Annotated in this window: 13 protein-coding genes; 6 read left to right on the forward strand and 7 right to left on the reverse strand. The window is 66.5% G+C overall.

The features are described 5' to 3' along the window. Window positions 1–16: 16 nt before the first annotated feature. The 6 genes from J4G12_00440 (at window position 17) to J4G12_00465 (ending at window position 7,783) form a co-directional block, all read left to right on the forward strand. Window positions 17–1,993 carry an ankyrin repeat domain-containing protein gene (locus J4G12_00440; protein ID MCE2454276.1) on the forward strand — a complete coding sequence of 659 codons (1,977 nt, stop codon included), beginning with the start codon at window positions 17–19 and terminating at the stop codon, window positions 1,991–1,993. 65 nt (window positions 1,994–2,058) lie between these two features. Continuing rightward, on the forward strand, window positions 2,059–2,907 hold the full coding sequence (locus J4G12_00445; GenBank protein MCE2454277.1) for a DUF1028 domain-containing protein: 849 nt from the start codon (window positions 2,059–2,061) through the stop codon (window positions 2,905–2,907). A 10-nt stretch (window positions 2,908–2,917) separates the two neighbouring features. Then, window positions 2,918–3,877 (forward strand): hypothetical protein, encoded by a 960-nt coding sequence (locus J4G12_00450; protein MCE2454278.1) that lies wholly within the window; start codon window positions 2,918–2,920, stop codon window positions 3,875–3,877. A 22-nt stretch (window positions 3,878–3,899) separates the two neighbouring features. Beyond that, complete coding sequence (locus tag J4G12_00455) at window positions 3,900–5,258, forward strand: hypothetical protein (protein MCE2454279.1); 1,359 nt, start codon at window positions 3,900–3,902, stop codon at window positions 5,256–5,258. Window positions 5,259–5,317: 59 nt separating this feature from the next. Next, window positions 5,318–6,319, forward strand: coding sequence for an MBL fold metallo-hydrolase (locus tag J4G12_00460; GenBank protein ID MCE2454280.1), 1,002 nt, complete (start codon window positions 5,318–5,320; stop codon window positions 6,317–6,319). A gap of 210 nt (window positions 6,320–6,529) precedes the next feature. Continuing rightward, window positions 6,530–7,783: an alcohol dehydrogenase catalytic domain-containing protein gene (locus tag J4G12_00465; GenBank protein MCE2454281.1), complete on the forward strand. Its 1,254-nt coding sequence runs from the start codon at window positions 6,530–6,532 to the stop codon at window positions 7,781–7,783. On the opposite strand, the gene J4G12_00470 is transcribed toward J4G12_00465, so the two are convergent. From J4G12_00470 to sufC, 7 genes are all read right to left on the reverse strand, one after another. Then, window positions 7,780–8,346: a methylated-DNA--[protein]-cysteine S-methyltransferase gene (locus tag J4G12_00470; GenBank protein MCE2454282.1), complete on the reverse strand. Its 567-nt coding sequence runs from the start codon at window positions 8,344–8,346 to the stop codon at window positions 7,780–7,782. The two genes, J4G12_00465 and J4G12_00470, sit on opposite strands and share 4 nt — an antisense overlap. 104 nt (window positions 8,347–8,450) lie before the next feature. After that, window positions 8,451–8,948, reverse strand: coding sequence for an SUF system NifU family Fe-S cluster assembly protein (locus J4G12_00475; protein MCE2454283.1), 498 nt, complete (start codon window positions 8,946–8,948; stop codon window positions 8,451–8,453). Further along, window positions 8,945–10,171 carry a cysteine desulfurase gene (locus tag J4G12_00480; protein ID MCE2454284.1) on the reverse strand — a complete coding sequence of 409 codons (1,227 nt, stop codon included), beginning with the start codon at window positions 10,169–10,171 and terminating at the stop codon, window positions 8,945–8,947. Before J4G12_00480 ends, J4G12_00475 begins: the two co-directional genes overlap by 4 nt. Before the next feature lie 16 nt (window positions 10,172–10,187). After that, window positions 10,188–10,499, reverse strand: a complete 312-nt coding sequence (locus tag J4G12_00485) for a non-heme iron oxygenase ferredoxin subunit (GenBank protein MCE2454285.1) — start codon at window positions 10,497–10,499, stop codon at window positions 10,188–10,190. 3 nt (window positions 10,500–10,502) lie between these two features. Then, a complete protein-coding gene (gene sufD / locus J4G12_00490) occupies window positions 10,503–11,834 on the reverse strand; it encodes a Fe-S cluster assembly protein SufD (protein ID MCE2454286.1) in 1,332 nt (443 codons plus the stop codon). Window positions 11,835–11,841: 7 nt separating this feature from the next. Further along, window positions 11,842–13,257, reverse strand: coding sequence for a Fe-S cluster assembly protein SufB (gene sufB, locus J4G12_00495; GenBank protein ID MCE2454287.1), 1,416 nt, complete (start codon window positions 13,255–13,257; stop codon window positions 11,842–11,844). After that, window positions 13,250–14,029, reverse strand: a complete 780-nt coding sequence (gene sufC / locus J4G12_00500; GenBank protein ID MCE2454288.1) for a Fe-S cluster assembly ATPase SufC — start codon at window positions 14,027–14,029, stop codon at window positions 13,250–13,252. The genes sufB and sufC overlap by 8 nt, the downstream gene beginning before the upstream one ends. Between the last annotated feature and the right edge of the window lie 40 nt (window positions 14,030–14,069).

Here is a 14,069-nt window from a genome sequence, read left to right on the forward strand (position 1 = left end):
TCCGGGAGGGCAGCTCGTGAACAAGCGTCTTCACATCGTCATGGCGGCCGTGCTCACCATGACCGCAACAACCGCGTGGGTGGATTCCCCTGTCGCCGACGCCGCCTCCAAGGGAGATCTCTCCGAGGTCAGGGAACTGCTTCGCCGGGGAGCGGACGTCAACGCCGCGCAGGGAGACGGGATGACCGCGCTCCACTGGGCCTCTATGCGAGGTGACGTGGAGATGACCGAGGTGCTGCTCTACGCCGGGGCCGTCACTGGGGTGGCCACCCGGCTGGGGGACAACACCCCGCTTCATCTCGCCGCCCGGAACGGAAACGCGGCCGTTACCCAAATCCTGCTCGAAGCCGGGGCGGATCCTGCAGCGCGAACCTCGACCGGAGTGACCCCGCTGCACCTGGCAGCACGGGCCGGGAACGCGGACGGCGTGGCGCACATTCTCGCCGCCGGGGTGGAAGTGGACGCGGTCGAGAACGGTTTCGGCCAGTCTCCGCTCCACTGGGCCGCCGCCGCCAACCGGGTAGGTGCGATGCGTCACCTCATCGCTGCGGGAGCCGATGTCGAGCTCGCCACCGAGATGATCGACTACCAGCTCATCTCATCTCTCGACGGCGCCGACCGCCGGAGCCGGCAGGAGCTCGCGGTGGCCTCGCGCGAAGCGGCCAAGGCGGCCGAAGAGCGCAGGCGACAGCTCACCGGCGAGACCCCGGCGGAGGATGAGGTCGAACCCGAGCCCGAAGCGACCGGGTCGGGCGAAGCGGACGGCGAGCCGGAGGAGCCGGCCGAGGAGGAGGATGCGGCCGACGAGGATGGAGACGACGAGGACGACCCGGCGGAGGAGGCGGCGGACGATGAGGAGGAAGACGAGGACCAGCCCAACGAGGACGAAGACGACGAGGATTCCCGGAATCAGCAGGGATCGGACCGCATTCCCGGCGGCGCCACCCAGAGCACCGGTGGAACGACCGGAGGCTCGAGGACGGGCACCGCTCAGACGGAACGTCCGCTCTCCTACAACGACCTGGTCGGACGAGAGGGCGGTCTGACCGCGCTCCACTTCGCGGCTCGCGAGGGCCACGTGGAGGCCTCGCAGGCCCTGCTCGAGGCGGGAGCCGACGTCGACCACCCTTCCGGCGACGGCACCACGCCGATTCTGACGGCGATCGTGAACGGAAATTACGATCTGGCCGCCCGTTTCCTCGAATCCGGGGCCGACCCCAACCTGGTGAGCGAGGACGGAGTCGCTCCTCTATTCGCGGCCTTGAACAACCGCTGGGCTCCGAAGGCGTTCTATCCGCAGCCCACCGCCTTCAAGCAGCAGGTCACGTCCTATCTGGATCTGATGGAGCTTCTGCTCGAAGCCGGCGCCGACGTGAATCAGCGGACAGGCCGCCACGTCTGGTACACCTCCTACAACTTCGACATCCTGGGTGTGAAGTTCGATGGCGCGACGGCCTTCTGGCGCGCGGCCTACGCCACCGACATTCCGGCGATGGAGCTCCTGGCGGCGTGGGGAGCCGATCCGCACATTCCCACACGCAAGACTCCTAGCCGGCGCAGGTACGGAGGTGGAGGCGAGCAGGTCGATCCTTCCGGGCTGCCCCCGACGCCCAACGGCGGACCGGCGGTCCATCCCATCCACGCGGCCAGCGGCGTGGGCTACGGGGTTGCCCGCGCGGGCAATTCCCATCGCCACGTCCCCGACGGCTGGCTTCCCGCAGTGCGCTACCTGGTCGAAGTGCACGGCTCCGACGTAAACGTACGCGACCAGGACGGATACTCCGCCGTTCACCACGCCGCGGCGCGGGGCCACAACGAGCTCATCCGCTATTTGGTCGAGAAGGGAGCCGACGTCTCCTTCGTCAGCCGACGCGGGCAGACCTCGGTGGACATGGCTAACGGCCCTCAGCAGCGCGTACAGCCGTTCCCCGAGACGATCGCGCTTCTCGAAGGGCTCGGAGCCCGCAACAACCACAACTGCATGAGCTGCTGATGGCGGTAGTTCGGACCTGCGCCGGAAACGGGGGCGCGTGCCGGTCGCCTCGGGCGATTCGGAAGATGCGCCGTGCTCTCGGAGAGCGTCTCGCCTCGGCGGCGCTCGTCCTCTGCGCCGTCCTCCTCACGCCTGGGACGCTCGCGGCGACCTGGTCGGTCATCGCCATCGACGCCGCGACCGGCAGAGTCGTGGTCGCCTCGGCCACGTGCGTGCCCCAAGGCCGTTTCGCCGGATTCCCCGCGCTTGGACTCATGGATGTCCAGGCCATCGTGGTCCCCGGCATCGGCGTGGCCGCCGCGCAAGCCGGAGTCGACAACACCCGCCGCAACCAATGGCTCATCTTCCGCCAAATGCAGGCGGGCACGCCGCCCTCCGAGATCATCGACCTGCTCAGGGCGGACCCCGGCCTGGAACGTCGCCAGTTCGGCATCGTCGACATGAGGGGCAGATCGGCGGGCTTCAGCGGAAGTCGCAACGGCGCCGCCTCGCTCGACGTGCAGGGCCAGGTGCCCGGCACCGCCGTCCACTACTCCGTCCAAGGCAACATCCTCGCCGCCGACAGCGTGGTACACGACGCCGCGCGGGCGCTGATCGAGGGCGGGCCGACCCTCGCCGACCGGGTCATGGCGGCGATGGAGGCTGCTGATCGGGCCGGTGGAGACAGCCGCTGCACCTGCGAGAGCGAACCCGTCGTTCCGGACGTACCCTGCACGGGGAAGACGTCCCACGTAGCCTACATTCTAGAAGCTCTTCCGTCCGATCCGAACGGGGTTTCGTTCAACGACGGCGACTACCACATGTACATATCCGCCACCGACCAGGACATCGTTCCGGGCGAAGACGCCAACCCCGTCATCACCCTCAGACGTCGGTACGAGACGTGGAAGTCGGATCAGGAGGCCGGAGGCTAAGGCGGCAACCATGACGTCATTCATCGAAATTCCCAACCGAAGAAGGTTCAGGTTCGGGGTCGATGGAAGACTGGACAGGTGGGATCCTGACCGCAGATCGGTGGTCGCGCAGGGCGGACTGGTCAGTTCGCGATCCCTCGTTACGGGCGTTCTTCTCCTGGCGGGGATCTTGCTTCCTGGAACTGTCGTGGCCGGTCTCCTTCACGCCCAGAACCCGCTCGGCATCATCAGCGATCGTGGACTGACGGCGACTCCGGTTTACGAGGGCTGGTATCCGAACCCGGACGGTACGGTGACCCTGTCTTTCGGCTACTACAATCGGAACCGCGCCGAGACGCTCGACATCGAACACGGCCCCGACAACTTCATGGAGCCGGCGGAACTCGACGGCGGCCAGCCAACTCACCTGCGGCCCGGCCGGCACTGGGGCGTGTTCGGCGTGCGGGTGCCTGCGGACTACGAGGGCAAGGTCATCTGGACCATCAAGGTCAGAGGGGACACCTTCTCCATTCCCGGGCATCTCCATGACGACTGGAAGATCGACGCCCTCGAGGGCGAAGCAACTACCGGCAATCGACCGCCGATGCTCGGATTCGGCGGCGAGCGAGGCGCCGGACCCGGCGGCATCTTCGGACCGGAGTTGAGCGGAACCGTGGGCGACCCCCTGACGATGCGGGTCTGGACGAGCGACGACGGGTTGCAGTCGGGCAGCGTGGGAGGGCTCGGCAGGTCCGACGTCCCGGTCACCCTCACCTGGTTCGAACACTCGGGGCCGGGAAACGTCACCTTCGACCCGGTTTCGGCGGAGATCCCCGTCGAGGGGGGCTGGATGGAGACGATGGCGGAATTCGACGCACCCGGAGTCTACGTGCTTCGAGTGCGCGCAAACGACGTGTCCGGCGTCAGAAGCGCAGGTCACGCACAATGTTGTTGGAGCAACGGCTTCGTGAGAGTAACGATCGGCCGTTGATCGCCGGAACCAAGGAGCGAACATGTACCGTACCATAACGACGGCAGCGCTGGCCATTCTGACGCTGGCCGGCGGCGCCGACGCCCAGATCGGAGGACCTACCAACGACGACGCAGACGAAATCACCTACGCCCGCGACGTCGCTCCCATCGTCAACGAGAAGTGCGCGGCCTGCCACCAGGAAGGTTCGATAGCTCCGTTCTCGCTGCTCACCTACGAGGACGCGAAAAGGTACTCCCGCCAGATCAGGCAGCGGGTCGCCGAGCGCATCATGCCGCCGTGGCACATCGACCGGACCGTGGGCATCCAGGAGTTCAAGAACGACCGCGGTCTCACCGACGAGCAGATCGAGACCGTCGTCGGTTGGATCGACAACGGCATGCCTTTCGGCGACGAGGCCGACCTGCCGGAGCCGCCGACGCTGCCGGACCCGGACGCCTGGCAGATGGCGAGCGATTTCGGAGGAGAACCCGACCTGGTAATTCCGAGCGCGAAGTACACCCTCGAAGCCGTCACGCAGGACAAGTGGTACCGGCCCGCCACACCCACCGGACTCACCGAGGCGCGCTGGGCCAAGGCCATCGAGATCCGTCCGGTCGGCAAGCAGGCTCGCCAGGTGATGCACCACGTGCTCACCTACCTGCGCCAGGACGAGGCGAACGACCCCATGGCCGAGGCCCGCACCACCTCGCGCAGAGCCATGGGCGGCCCAGGCCTCTTCATGGAATGGGCGGTCGGAAAGCGCGGCGAGGTTTTCCCGGAGGGTGCGGGCAAGCTCATGCTGCCGGGCTCGACGATCACCTGGGAGCTCCACATGCACGCCATCGGCGAGATCGTGGAGGACGTCCAGGTCGAGCTGGGAGTCTGGTTCTACGACAAGGGGGACGAGCCCCGCAACCGCACGCGGCTGCGCATGTTCGACGGCAGGGGCCGCAACAGCCTGGACATCCCGCCCGGCGAGATCGCGGTCACGCAGCAATACCACACCCTGCGCTGGCCGGCGCGTCTGGAGAATTTCCAGCCCCACATGCACATGCGCGGCAAGGCCATGCGCATGGAAGCGGTCCTGCCAAACGGTCGCACCGAGATCCTAAGCCAGGTGAACGACTTCCAGTGGCAGTGGCACGTCAACTACATCTACGCGGACCACGCCGCGCCGCTCCTGCCCGCCGGAACCATGGTCGTCATCACCGCATGGCACGACAACACTCCCGATAACCCCAACAATCCGGATCCCACCCAGTGGGTCGGCTGGGGTGATCGCACGGTCGACGAGATGGCTCACGCCTGGGTGGACGTGACCTACCTCAGCGAAGAGGAGTTCCAGGCCGAGGTGGCCAAGCGTCAGGCCGAGACCGAGAAGGCTTCCGAGAGGAGGTGAAGGACCGGTACCGGAAGGTCGGAGAGTCTCGACGCGCTCTCGGATCCGGGGCGGAAGCCATGCACTCCGCACTTCGGAAGCCGGTCCTGGCGCTCGCCGCCTTCCCTCTCGCATGCGGAGCCCCCGGCGACGAAGCCCTCCCGGAGGCCGTGACCGATCCGGCGGCGACGTACGCCGAACGCCATTCGGCCGATCCGACGGCGCGCGGCTACACCGAGGCGGATTTTCCGCGCGTCCAGGAGCTTGCCTCGGGAGTCTATTCCTACGAGGCTCTTCGTTCCGCCGGAGAGGAACGGTTCACCACCGTCAGCTTCTTCGTGGTTACCGATGAAGGCGTGCTGGTGGCCGACGGGCAGGGTAGCGTGGACGAGACCGCCCGGCTCGTGGATCGCATCGCCGAAGTCACCAACAAGCCGATCACCCATGTGGTCGTCTGCTCCGACCACGGCGACCACACCGCCGGCAACGCCGCCTTTCCCGAGGGCGTCGAGTTCATCGCCCATTCCTACTCGGCGGGAATGCTCGAGCGCAGGGCGAACGACCCTCTCCGCCCCGACGAAACGCCCCCGATTCCGCTCGCGACTCGGCTCGTGGAGGAGGCGACAACACTGACATTGGGTGGCCGAACCATCGAGATCCTCCACCTCGGACGCGCCCACACGGGCGGCGACCTCGTCGTGCACCTTCCCGTCGAGAGAATTCTCTTCATGAGCGAGGCCTATCTGCACGGAGTCTTTCCCGCGATGCGTTCGGCCTATCCGAGCGAGTGGGTGGCGATGATCGAACGGGCACAGGCTCTGGGAGCGGAGATGATCGTGCCGGGCCACGGATTCGTGGACGACGCCGCGATCCTGGCCGAGGGACTGGAGCAGTTCCGAGGCGCGGTGGCGCAGGTGATCGCCGAGGTCTCTCGCCTCTACCACGACGGATTCAGTCTGGAGAACGCGCAGGCGACGGTCGATTTCGGGGATCTCGCCGAGTGGTCGCTGTACGACAGCCAGGCCGACAGGGCCGTGGCGCAGGTTTATCGGGAGCTGGACGGGGAGCTGGGAAGCGATTAGGAGATGTCAGTGGGTGGTCGGGACTACGACACGGAGTTCTTCCGCGGTCTCCCGTAACGACCGACCTTCCCAGAAGACGGGGCCGGTTCGGAAGCGCATGTCCGGGGTATCCCCGCCCCACACCGCGCCCGGTCGGGCCGACGTGCCCGTGGGCCGGACGCGCTTCGCTTCCTCCCGGTGTCTCGCGCACCCACCCGCAGACGACTAGCCATGCGAGCCGTCACCTTCAACATCACCGTTCCCTCCTTCCTGGTGAGCAAGGCGCTTGGGCGCCTCACCAATTCCGCAGTCTTCGGGGCTCTGAGCGGGCTGCGCTACTGCGAGGTCGACGCCCCCGCGCCACCGGCGGACGACTGGGCGCGCATCGACGTGACCCGTGCGGGCATCTGCGGAACCGATCTTGGCAATCTCGCCCTCAAGGCCAGCCCCATTCTCGAGCCCTTCGGCTCGTTCCCCGCGGTTCTGGGCCACGAGGTGGTCGGCAGGGTGGCGGAGGCCGGGCCCGCTTCAGGGCTCGACCCGGGCGAGCGCGTTGTCGTGGACCCGATGATCTCTTGCGCGGTTCGAGGATTCGAAGAAGCGGAGCGGTGTCCGTCATGCCGGAAGGGATTCCACTGCACCTGCGAACGCGCCGGAGACCCAGGGGCTCTGGAGATCGGGGGCGCACCCATGCGACCCGGTACCACGATCGGATATCACGCCTCGCTGCCCGGGGGCTGGAGCGAGTCCATGGTCGCTCATGCGAGCCAGCTGTTCCGGCTCCCGGACTCGATCGACGACGATGCCGCAGTCATGATCGAACCTCTCGCGGTAGGCATGCACGCAGTCCTCGCTTCCAGACCCCTGGGTGCCGGACCGGTCTTGGTCATCGGCGGCGGTCCCATAGGACTCGGCGTGGTCTGGGCGCTCAGGGGCGCGGGCTACGAGGGCGAGCTGGTGGCACAAGTGAAGCGCGGTCCCGAAGCCGATCTCGCCCGCCGTCTCGGCGCGTCCGACACGGTGACTCCGGGCGATGAGGCGCGCTCGGCCTTGGTCGGCACCGGATCCAGCGCGTACATGCCGCTCGTCGGGGCCGAGGTCTTCGCAGGGGGCGGATTCCCGCTCATCTTCGACTGCGTAGGAAGTCGCCAGACCCTCGACCAGTCGCTTCGCTTCGCGAGTCCCCGCGGGCGGGTCGCGGTTCTGGGTTGCGCGGCCGCGATGCGCAAGATAGACCTGACGCTGGTGTGGGCCCGCGAGATCCGGGTCCGCGGTTTCGTCGGGTACGGCGCCGAGGAGTGGAAGGGAGGAAGGGTGCACACCTTCGACGTCGTCATCGAGATCCTGCAGGCCACCGATTCACCGGTGAGCGATCTCGTGACCCACGTGCTGCCTCTGGCCCGCTACAAGGAGGCGCTCGGTCACGCGTTCGACCGCCGCAGGAGCGGGGCGATCAAGGTCTGCTTCGATCCCAGGGCCGCTTAGCCGGCTTCGTTCCGGCTCTCCATACGGACCGTGCTCCCGGCGGTGTCTCCGCTGGCGCGTCGTCCCTCCAGCTCGAGCAGCCTCACCTTGCTGGGCACGCCGCTCCCGAAACCTGTCAGCCGCCCCCCGGAGCCCACCACCCTGTGGCAGGGCAGCACCAGCGGTAGAGGGTTGGCGCCCATGGCCTGTCCCACCGCCCGCGCCGAACCGGGTCGGTCCACCGCGTTCGCGATCTCGCCATAGGTGGTGAGTTCACCGAATTCCACGTTCGCGAGCCGTTCGTAGACGGCCTGCTGGAAATCCGTAAGCCTGGAGGGGAGTCGCCAGGCGAAACCGAAACGCGTCCGGCGACCCTCGGCGTACTCGGCGATCTGCCTGAGGGCGGCTTCAAGCACCGGAGGGCGCTCCGCAGGCGGTGTATGCTCCACGTCCGGTCGCGCCCGCAGTTCGATGCGGGTCACGCACTCGTCCGTCGACCAGACGGTGACCGGGATGCCCAGCGCTTCGTCAAGCTGGGCGGAATAGGTCGCGAAGGGCATGGCGGAAGGGTGTTTCGTCGGCATGTGGCTCCTGCTAGTCGGTTGCCGGCTCGTGGACATTTCGCGCGAGCGACGACGCGACGCCCCGGTAAGGGCGATGAGGGGTGAATGGTCCGGCTGTTCGGGCGTCAGGGTTTGGTATCCGATCCGATCTCGGCGGCGGGCATCCGGTCGAGCAGCCGCTGCAGCGCCTCGAACGCCAGAAGCGCGCATTTGATCCGGACCGGGAACTTGCTGACTCCCTTCAGGGCTCGCAGGTCTCCCAAGGATCGGTCCTTGGCAGCGGACGAATCGCCGTGCATCATCTCGGTGAAGCGGCCTGCGATCCGGAGCGCATCGTCGAAGGGCAGTCCCGTGACCAATCCGGTCATCATGCTCGCGGACGCCTGCGAGATGGAGCAGCCCTGCCCGGTGAAGCCGGCTTCGCTCACGATGCCGTCGACGAGGCGCAACTGGAGGCTGATCTCGTCTCCGCAGCTCGGGTTGGTGAGGTGTATCTCGACGCAGGGTTCGGCGAGCTTGCGCTTGTTCCGCGGTCGACGGTAGTGATCGAGGATGACCGCCTGGTACAGCGAAGAGAGTCTCGGCTCGGGATGAGAGGCGGACCGGCCGCCGGGAGGGCTCATCCGAAGATCTCCTTGACCTCGTGGAGTCCTTCGACGAGTCGGTCTACGTCTTCGCGGTCGTTGTAGAGGTAGAAGGAGGCCCGGGCCGTGGCGGCGACGCCGAAGTGCTTCATGGCGAGCTGGGCGCAGTGGTGGCCCGCCCGGATCGCCACTCCCCTGAGGTCGAGGATGGTCGAGATGTCGTGCGGGTGCGCGTCCCCGAGCGTGAAGGACACGATGGCCGAGTGGTCGTCGCCTTGCGGACCGTAGATGGTGACGCCGTCGATCTCGCCCACCCTATCGAGGGCGTAGGCCAGGAGCTCGAGTTCATGCTCGATCACCGCCTTACGTCCGATCGCCTCCAGGAAGTCGACCGCCGCACCCATGCCGACCGCGCCGGCGATGTTGGGGGTCCCGGCTTCGAACTTGTGAGGAAGGTCGGCCCAGGTGCTCGCATCGCGCCTCACCACGGCGATCATCTCGCCGCCCCCCTTGTACGGATCCATCGTGTCGAGCAGTTCGCGGCGCGCCCACAGACAACCTATTCCGGTCGGACCGCACATCTTGTGGCCGCTGAAGGCGTAGCAGTCCACGCCCGCGTCCGCCAGCGTTCCCACATCCAGCTCGGCGTGGACCGCTCCTTGCGCTCCGTCGACCACGACGAGCGCACCTACCCCCCTGGCCGCCGCGGCGATCTCCCTCACCGGGTTGATCGTGCCCAAGGCGTTCGAGACGTGGCCGAACGCGACCACCTTGGTTCGCTCGGTCAGCAGGTCGGACAGGCCGTCGAGGGCGAGCCGACCCGCTCCGTCCATCTCGATGTAGCGGATCCGAGCCCCGGTCCGCCTGGCGAGCAGCTGCCAGGGGACGATGTTGGAGTGATGCTCGAGCGTGGTCAGGAGGATCTCGTCGCCCGGTCCGACGTTGTCGAGCCCCCACGCGGTCGCCACCAGGTTGATGGCCTCGGTCGTGCCGCTCGTCCACACCAGTTCGGCGGGTTCGGCGGCGCCAATCCAGCGTGCGACCTTGATCCGCGCGCCTTCGTAGGCGTCGGTCGCGCGTCGGGAGAGCTCGTGGATGCCGCGGTGCACGTTGGCGTTGTCGAGCGCCCAGTATCGGGCCAGCGCCTCCGTGACCGCCGTCGGCTTCTGAGAGGTCGCGGCGCTGTCCAGATAGGTCAACGGATAGCCGTTGATCTCCTGATCGAGCGCGGGGAACTCCCGTCTTGCGTCGACGAGGTCCAAGGGCACACGCACCGCCTCAGCCGACGTCGACGAAGATCTCTCCGTCTCGCACCTCGACGGGATAGGAGGTCACCGGACGCACCGCCGGCAGCGCGGTGTTCTTGCCGGTCGCGCACTCGAAGGCCGCGCCGTGGTAGAGGCAGACGATCTCGTCGCCTTCGATTTCACCGTCGGAGAGCGGGTAGTCCTCGTGAGAGCATTCGTCCCGCAGCGCATAAATGCTACCCTCGACGTTCGCCAGCACGACGGGCACCTTCTCGACGCTCACGCCGCGCAGCTCTCCCTGCTTGACTTTGCGCGCTTCAATCACTCTGACCCAGTTGGCCATGAGCTAATGGTCTCCTTGCCGCAGCTTGGTCGTTATGGCTCGGGTGACCTTCTCGGTGACGCCTCCAAGGGGAAGGCGGGAGAGGACCTCGCCCAGGAAGCCGAGAACCACGAGTCGTTCCGCCCGTCTCTGGGGCAGGCCACGGCTCATCAGATAGAATTTGGCTTCGGAATCCAGCTCGCCCACCGTCGCACCGTGCGAGCAGCGCACGTCGTCCGCCTCGATCTCCAGGTTGGGAAGCGAGTCGGCACGAGCGTCGGGCGAGAGCAGCAGATTGCGGTTGGTCTGGTAGGCGTCGGTGCGCTGAGCCTTCGGGTGGACACGGATGATGCCCCGGAAGACCGAGCGCGAGGCCCCGTCCAACGCCCCCTTGTAGAGCAGATCGCTCGCGGTGTGGGCTACCTCGTGGTCCTGGCTGGTGTTGAAGTCGAAGTGCTGGTCGGCGTCTCCGAAGTAGAGTCCGAGCATGTCCGAGTTGGCGCCTGAGCCGAGCAGCCGGGCGTTGAGGTCGACCCGGGTCACCGAACCGCCGAGCGCGACGTTCAGGGTGTCGAGGGTCGAGTCCCTTTCGGCCAGAGTGCGCTGCGCCGCCTGATAGAAGACCCCCTTGCCGAGCTGTTGAATGGAGACGTATTGGACCCTTGCGTCCTGTTCGGCGAAGAGCTCGATGGCGTCGGATATGAACGTCTGCGAGGAAAAGTTTTCGGAGAGGAGCTCGTCCACCAGGGAGACCTGACTGCCGGGCCGGGCCACGATGAGCGTCCGGCCGAAGCTGGCGGCACCCTCCCGGCTGAACCAGCGGGTGACCCGTACTGGGTCCTCCAACTCCACTCCCCGGGGCACGTGCAGAAAGACCCCGTCGCTCCAAAGCGCGGCGTTCAAGGCCGGAAACTTGCCGTCGCCGGGCGCGACCGCGCGCACCGCCAGGTGTTCGGCGACGAGGTCCGCGTGCTCGGTGGCCGCCTCCCTGAGCGAGCTCAGCACGACGCCCCGGTCGGCGAGTTCGCTGCGCAGCTCGACGTGCGTGACTCGCCCGTCGACGATCACGACCCTGCCCGAGGCGTCCTCCTCCCGAATCGCACGGCGCAGGGCCTCGGGCCAGGCGGTCGTTTCTCCGTCGGCCGGGCCGACGCCGTTGGCGCCGTAGCTCAAAGCGTCGAGATCGAGCTTGGTCTTCAGGTTCGTGTAACGCCACTCCTCGAGCCTGGTAGTAGGCATGGGAGTGCCCTGGAAGACGTCCCAGGCGTCTCGGCGACGCTCACGCAACCAGTCGGGCTCGGCCTCGGCGAACTGCGTCAGGGCGCCCGCATGCGCAAGGGTAGTAATGTCGCTCATATGCGGGTCAGCCGACCGAGCCCTCCATCTCCAGCTCGATCAGACGGTTGAGTTCGACCGCGTATTCGAGAGGCAGCTCCTTCGCCACCGGCTCTATGAAGCCGCGCACGATCATCGCCATGGCCTCCTCCTCGGAGATGCCGCGGCTGGTCAGATAGAAGAGCTGCTCTTCGCCGATCTTCGAAACCGAAGCCTCGTGGCCGATATTGGCGTCGCTCTCCTCGATCTCGATGTAGGGATAGGTGTCGGTGCGGGAGGTGTCGTTGATGAGCAGGGCGTCGCACTCCACGTTGGACCGGGCCCGGTTCGCGCCCTCGTGCACCTTGAGCAGCCCGCGGTAGGACGAGCGTCCCAGTCCCTTCGAGATCGACTTGGACACGATCGACGACGTGGTGCGCGGAGCGGCGTGCACCACCTTGCCGCCGGTGTCCTGATGCTGCCCGTCCCCGGCGTAGGCGATGGAAAGGATCTCGCCGTGCGCCCCCTCGCCCATGAGGTAGCATGACGGATACTTCATGGTCAGTTTGGAGCCGAGATTGCCGTCGAGCCACTCCATGTTGCCGCCCTCCCGAACCAGGGCGCGCTGGGTGACCAGGTTGTACATGTTGTTCGACCAGTTCTGGATGGTCGTGTATCGGAAGCGGGCGTTGCGCGCCACCACGATCTCGATCACCCCCGAGTGGAAGGACTCGGTGGAGTACACCGGCGCGGTACAGCCCTCTATGTAATGCGCGCTCGCGCCCTCGTCGCAGATGATGAGCGTGCGTTCGAACTGGCCCATCCGCTCCTGGTTGACTCGGAAGTAGGCCTGGAGCGGCGTCCCGAGCTTGACATCGGGCGGGATGTAGACGAAGGAGCCGCCGGACCACACCGCCGAGTTCATGGCGGCGAACTTGTTGTCGTGCGAGGGAACCACCGTCGCGAAGTGCTTGCGGAAGAGCTCGGGATGGTTCTTCAGACCGTCTTCGATGGAGTCGAAGATCACCCCCTGCGCCTCCCACTCCTCCTTGAGCGAGTGATAGACCATCTCGGACTCGTACTGGGCGCCCACCCCGGCCAGGATCTTACGCTCCGCCTCCGGAATGCCGAGCTTCTCGAAGGTCTCCTTGATCTGCTCCGGCACGTCGTCCCACGAATGCTCCATCCTATCCTGCGGGCGCACGTAGAAGTGGATGTCGTCGAGCACGCGCTCGAGGTCGCTCAGGTCTCCGCCCCAATCGGGCATCGGCTTGCGTTCGTAGATGCGCAGGGCCTTTAGTCGGAAGTCGAGCATCCACTCCGGCTCCTCCTTGTGAGCGGATATGCGACGAACGATATCCTCGCTCAGACCGGTGGGCGAGCGGTATACCGGGTCCCCCCCGGTGACGAAGTCGTACTGGTACTCATCCAGATTAAGGGCCTGGACGGTCTCGTTACTAGGCATGGCGCTTTCCGTTTTCCCGCCAGCTCGCGTAACCCTCTTTCTCGAGCGCGAGCGCGATTTCCGGGCCTCCCGAGCGCACGATGCGGCCGTTCACCATGACGTGCACGAAGTCCGGCTCGATATAGTTTAGGAGCCGCTGGTAGTGGGTGATAAGCAGGACCGACATCTCCGGGTCCTCGTCGATGAGCGTCCTCACGCCGCCCGCCACAACCTTGAGAGCGTCGATGTCGAGGCCGGAGTCGGTCTCGTCCATGACGGCCAGTTTCGGCTTGAGCACGGCCATCTGGAGGATCTCGTTACGCTTCTTCTCGCCCCCGCTGAAGCCGTCGTTGACGTGGCGCTCGGCGAAGGCCGGATCCATGTCGAGCAGCTCCATGGCCTCGGTGAGTTCGTCGTGGAAGTCGAAAAGATCGAGCTCTTCGCCGTCGGGAAGGTGCGACTGCCGGGCGGTGCGCAGGAAGTTCGCGATGGAGACGCCCGGGATCTCGACGGGATACTGGAAGGCCAGGAAGATCCCGAAGCGGGCACGCTCGTCGGGCTCGAGTTCGAGAATGTCCTCGCCCTGGAATCCGACCGCGCCGCTCGTGGCCTCGTAGCCTGGGTGCCCGGCGAGCACCTTGGCGAGAGTGCTCTTGCCCGAGCCGTTCGGCCCCATGATGGCATGCACCTCGCCCTTGCCGACGGCAAGGTCGACTCCGGTGAGTATGGAGACATCCTCGTCGGCGACCTTGGCTTGAAGGCCGCGCACGTCAAGGACCGGATTTTCTGGCATTTAGCGGAGATTCGAAGGGAAGAACGACCCGGAAGGGAAG

The organism is Gemmatimonadota bacterium, assembly GCA_021295815.1.
In the GTDB taxonomy this organism is placed as follows: domain Bacteria; phylum Gemmatimonadota; class Gemmatimonadetes; order Longimicrobiales; family Gaopeijiaceae; genus JAGWBQ01.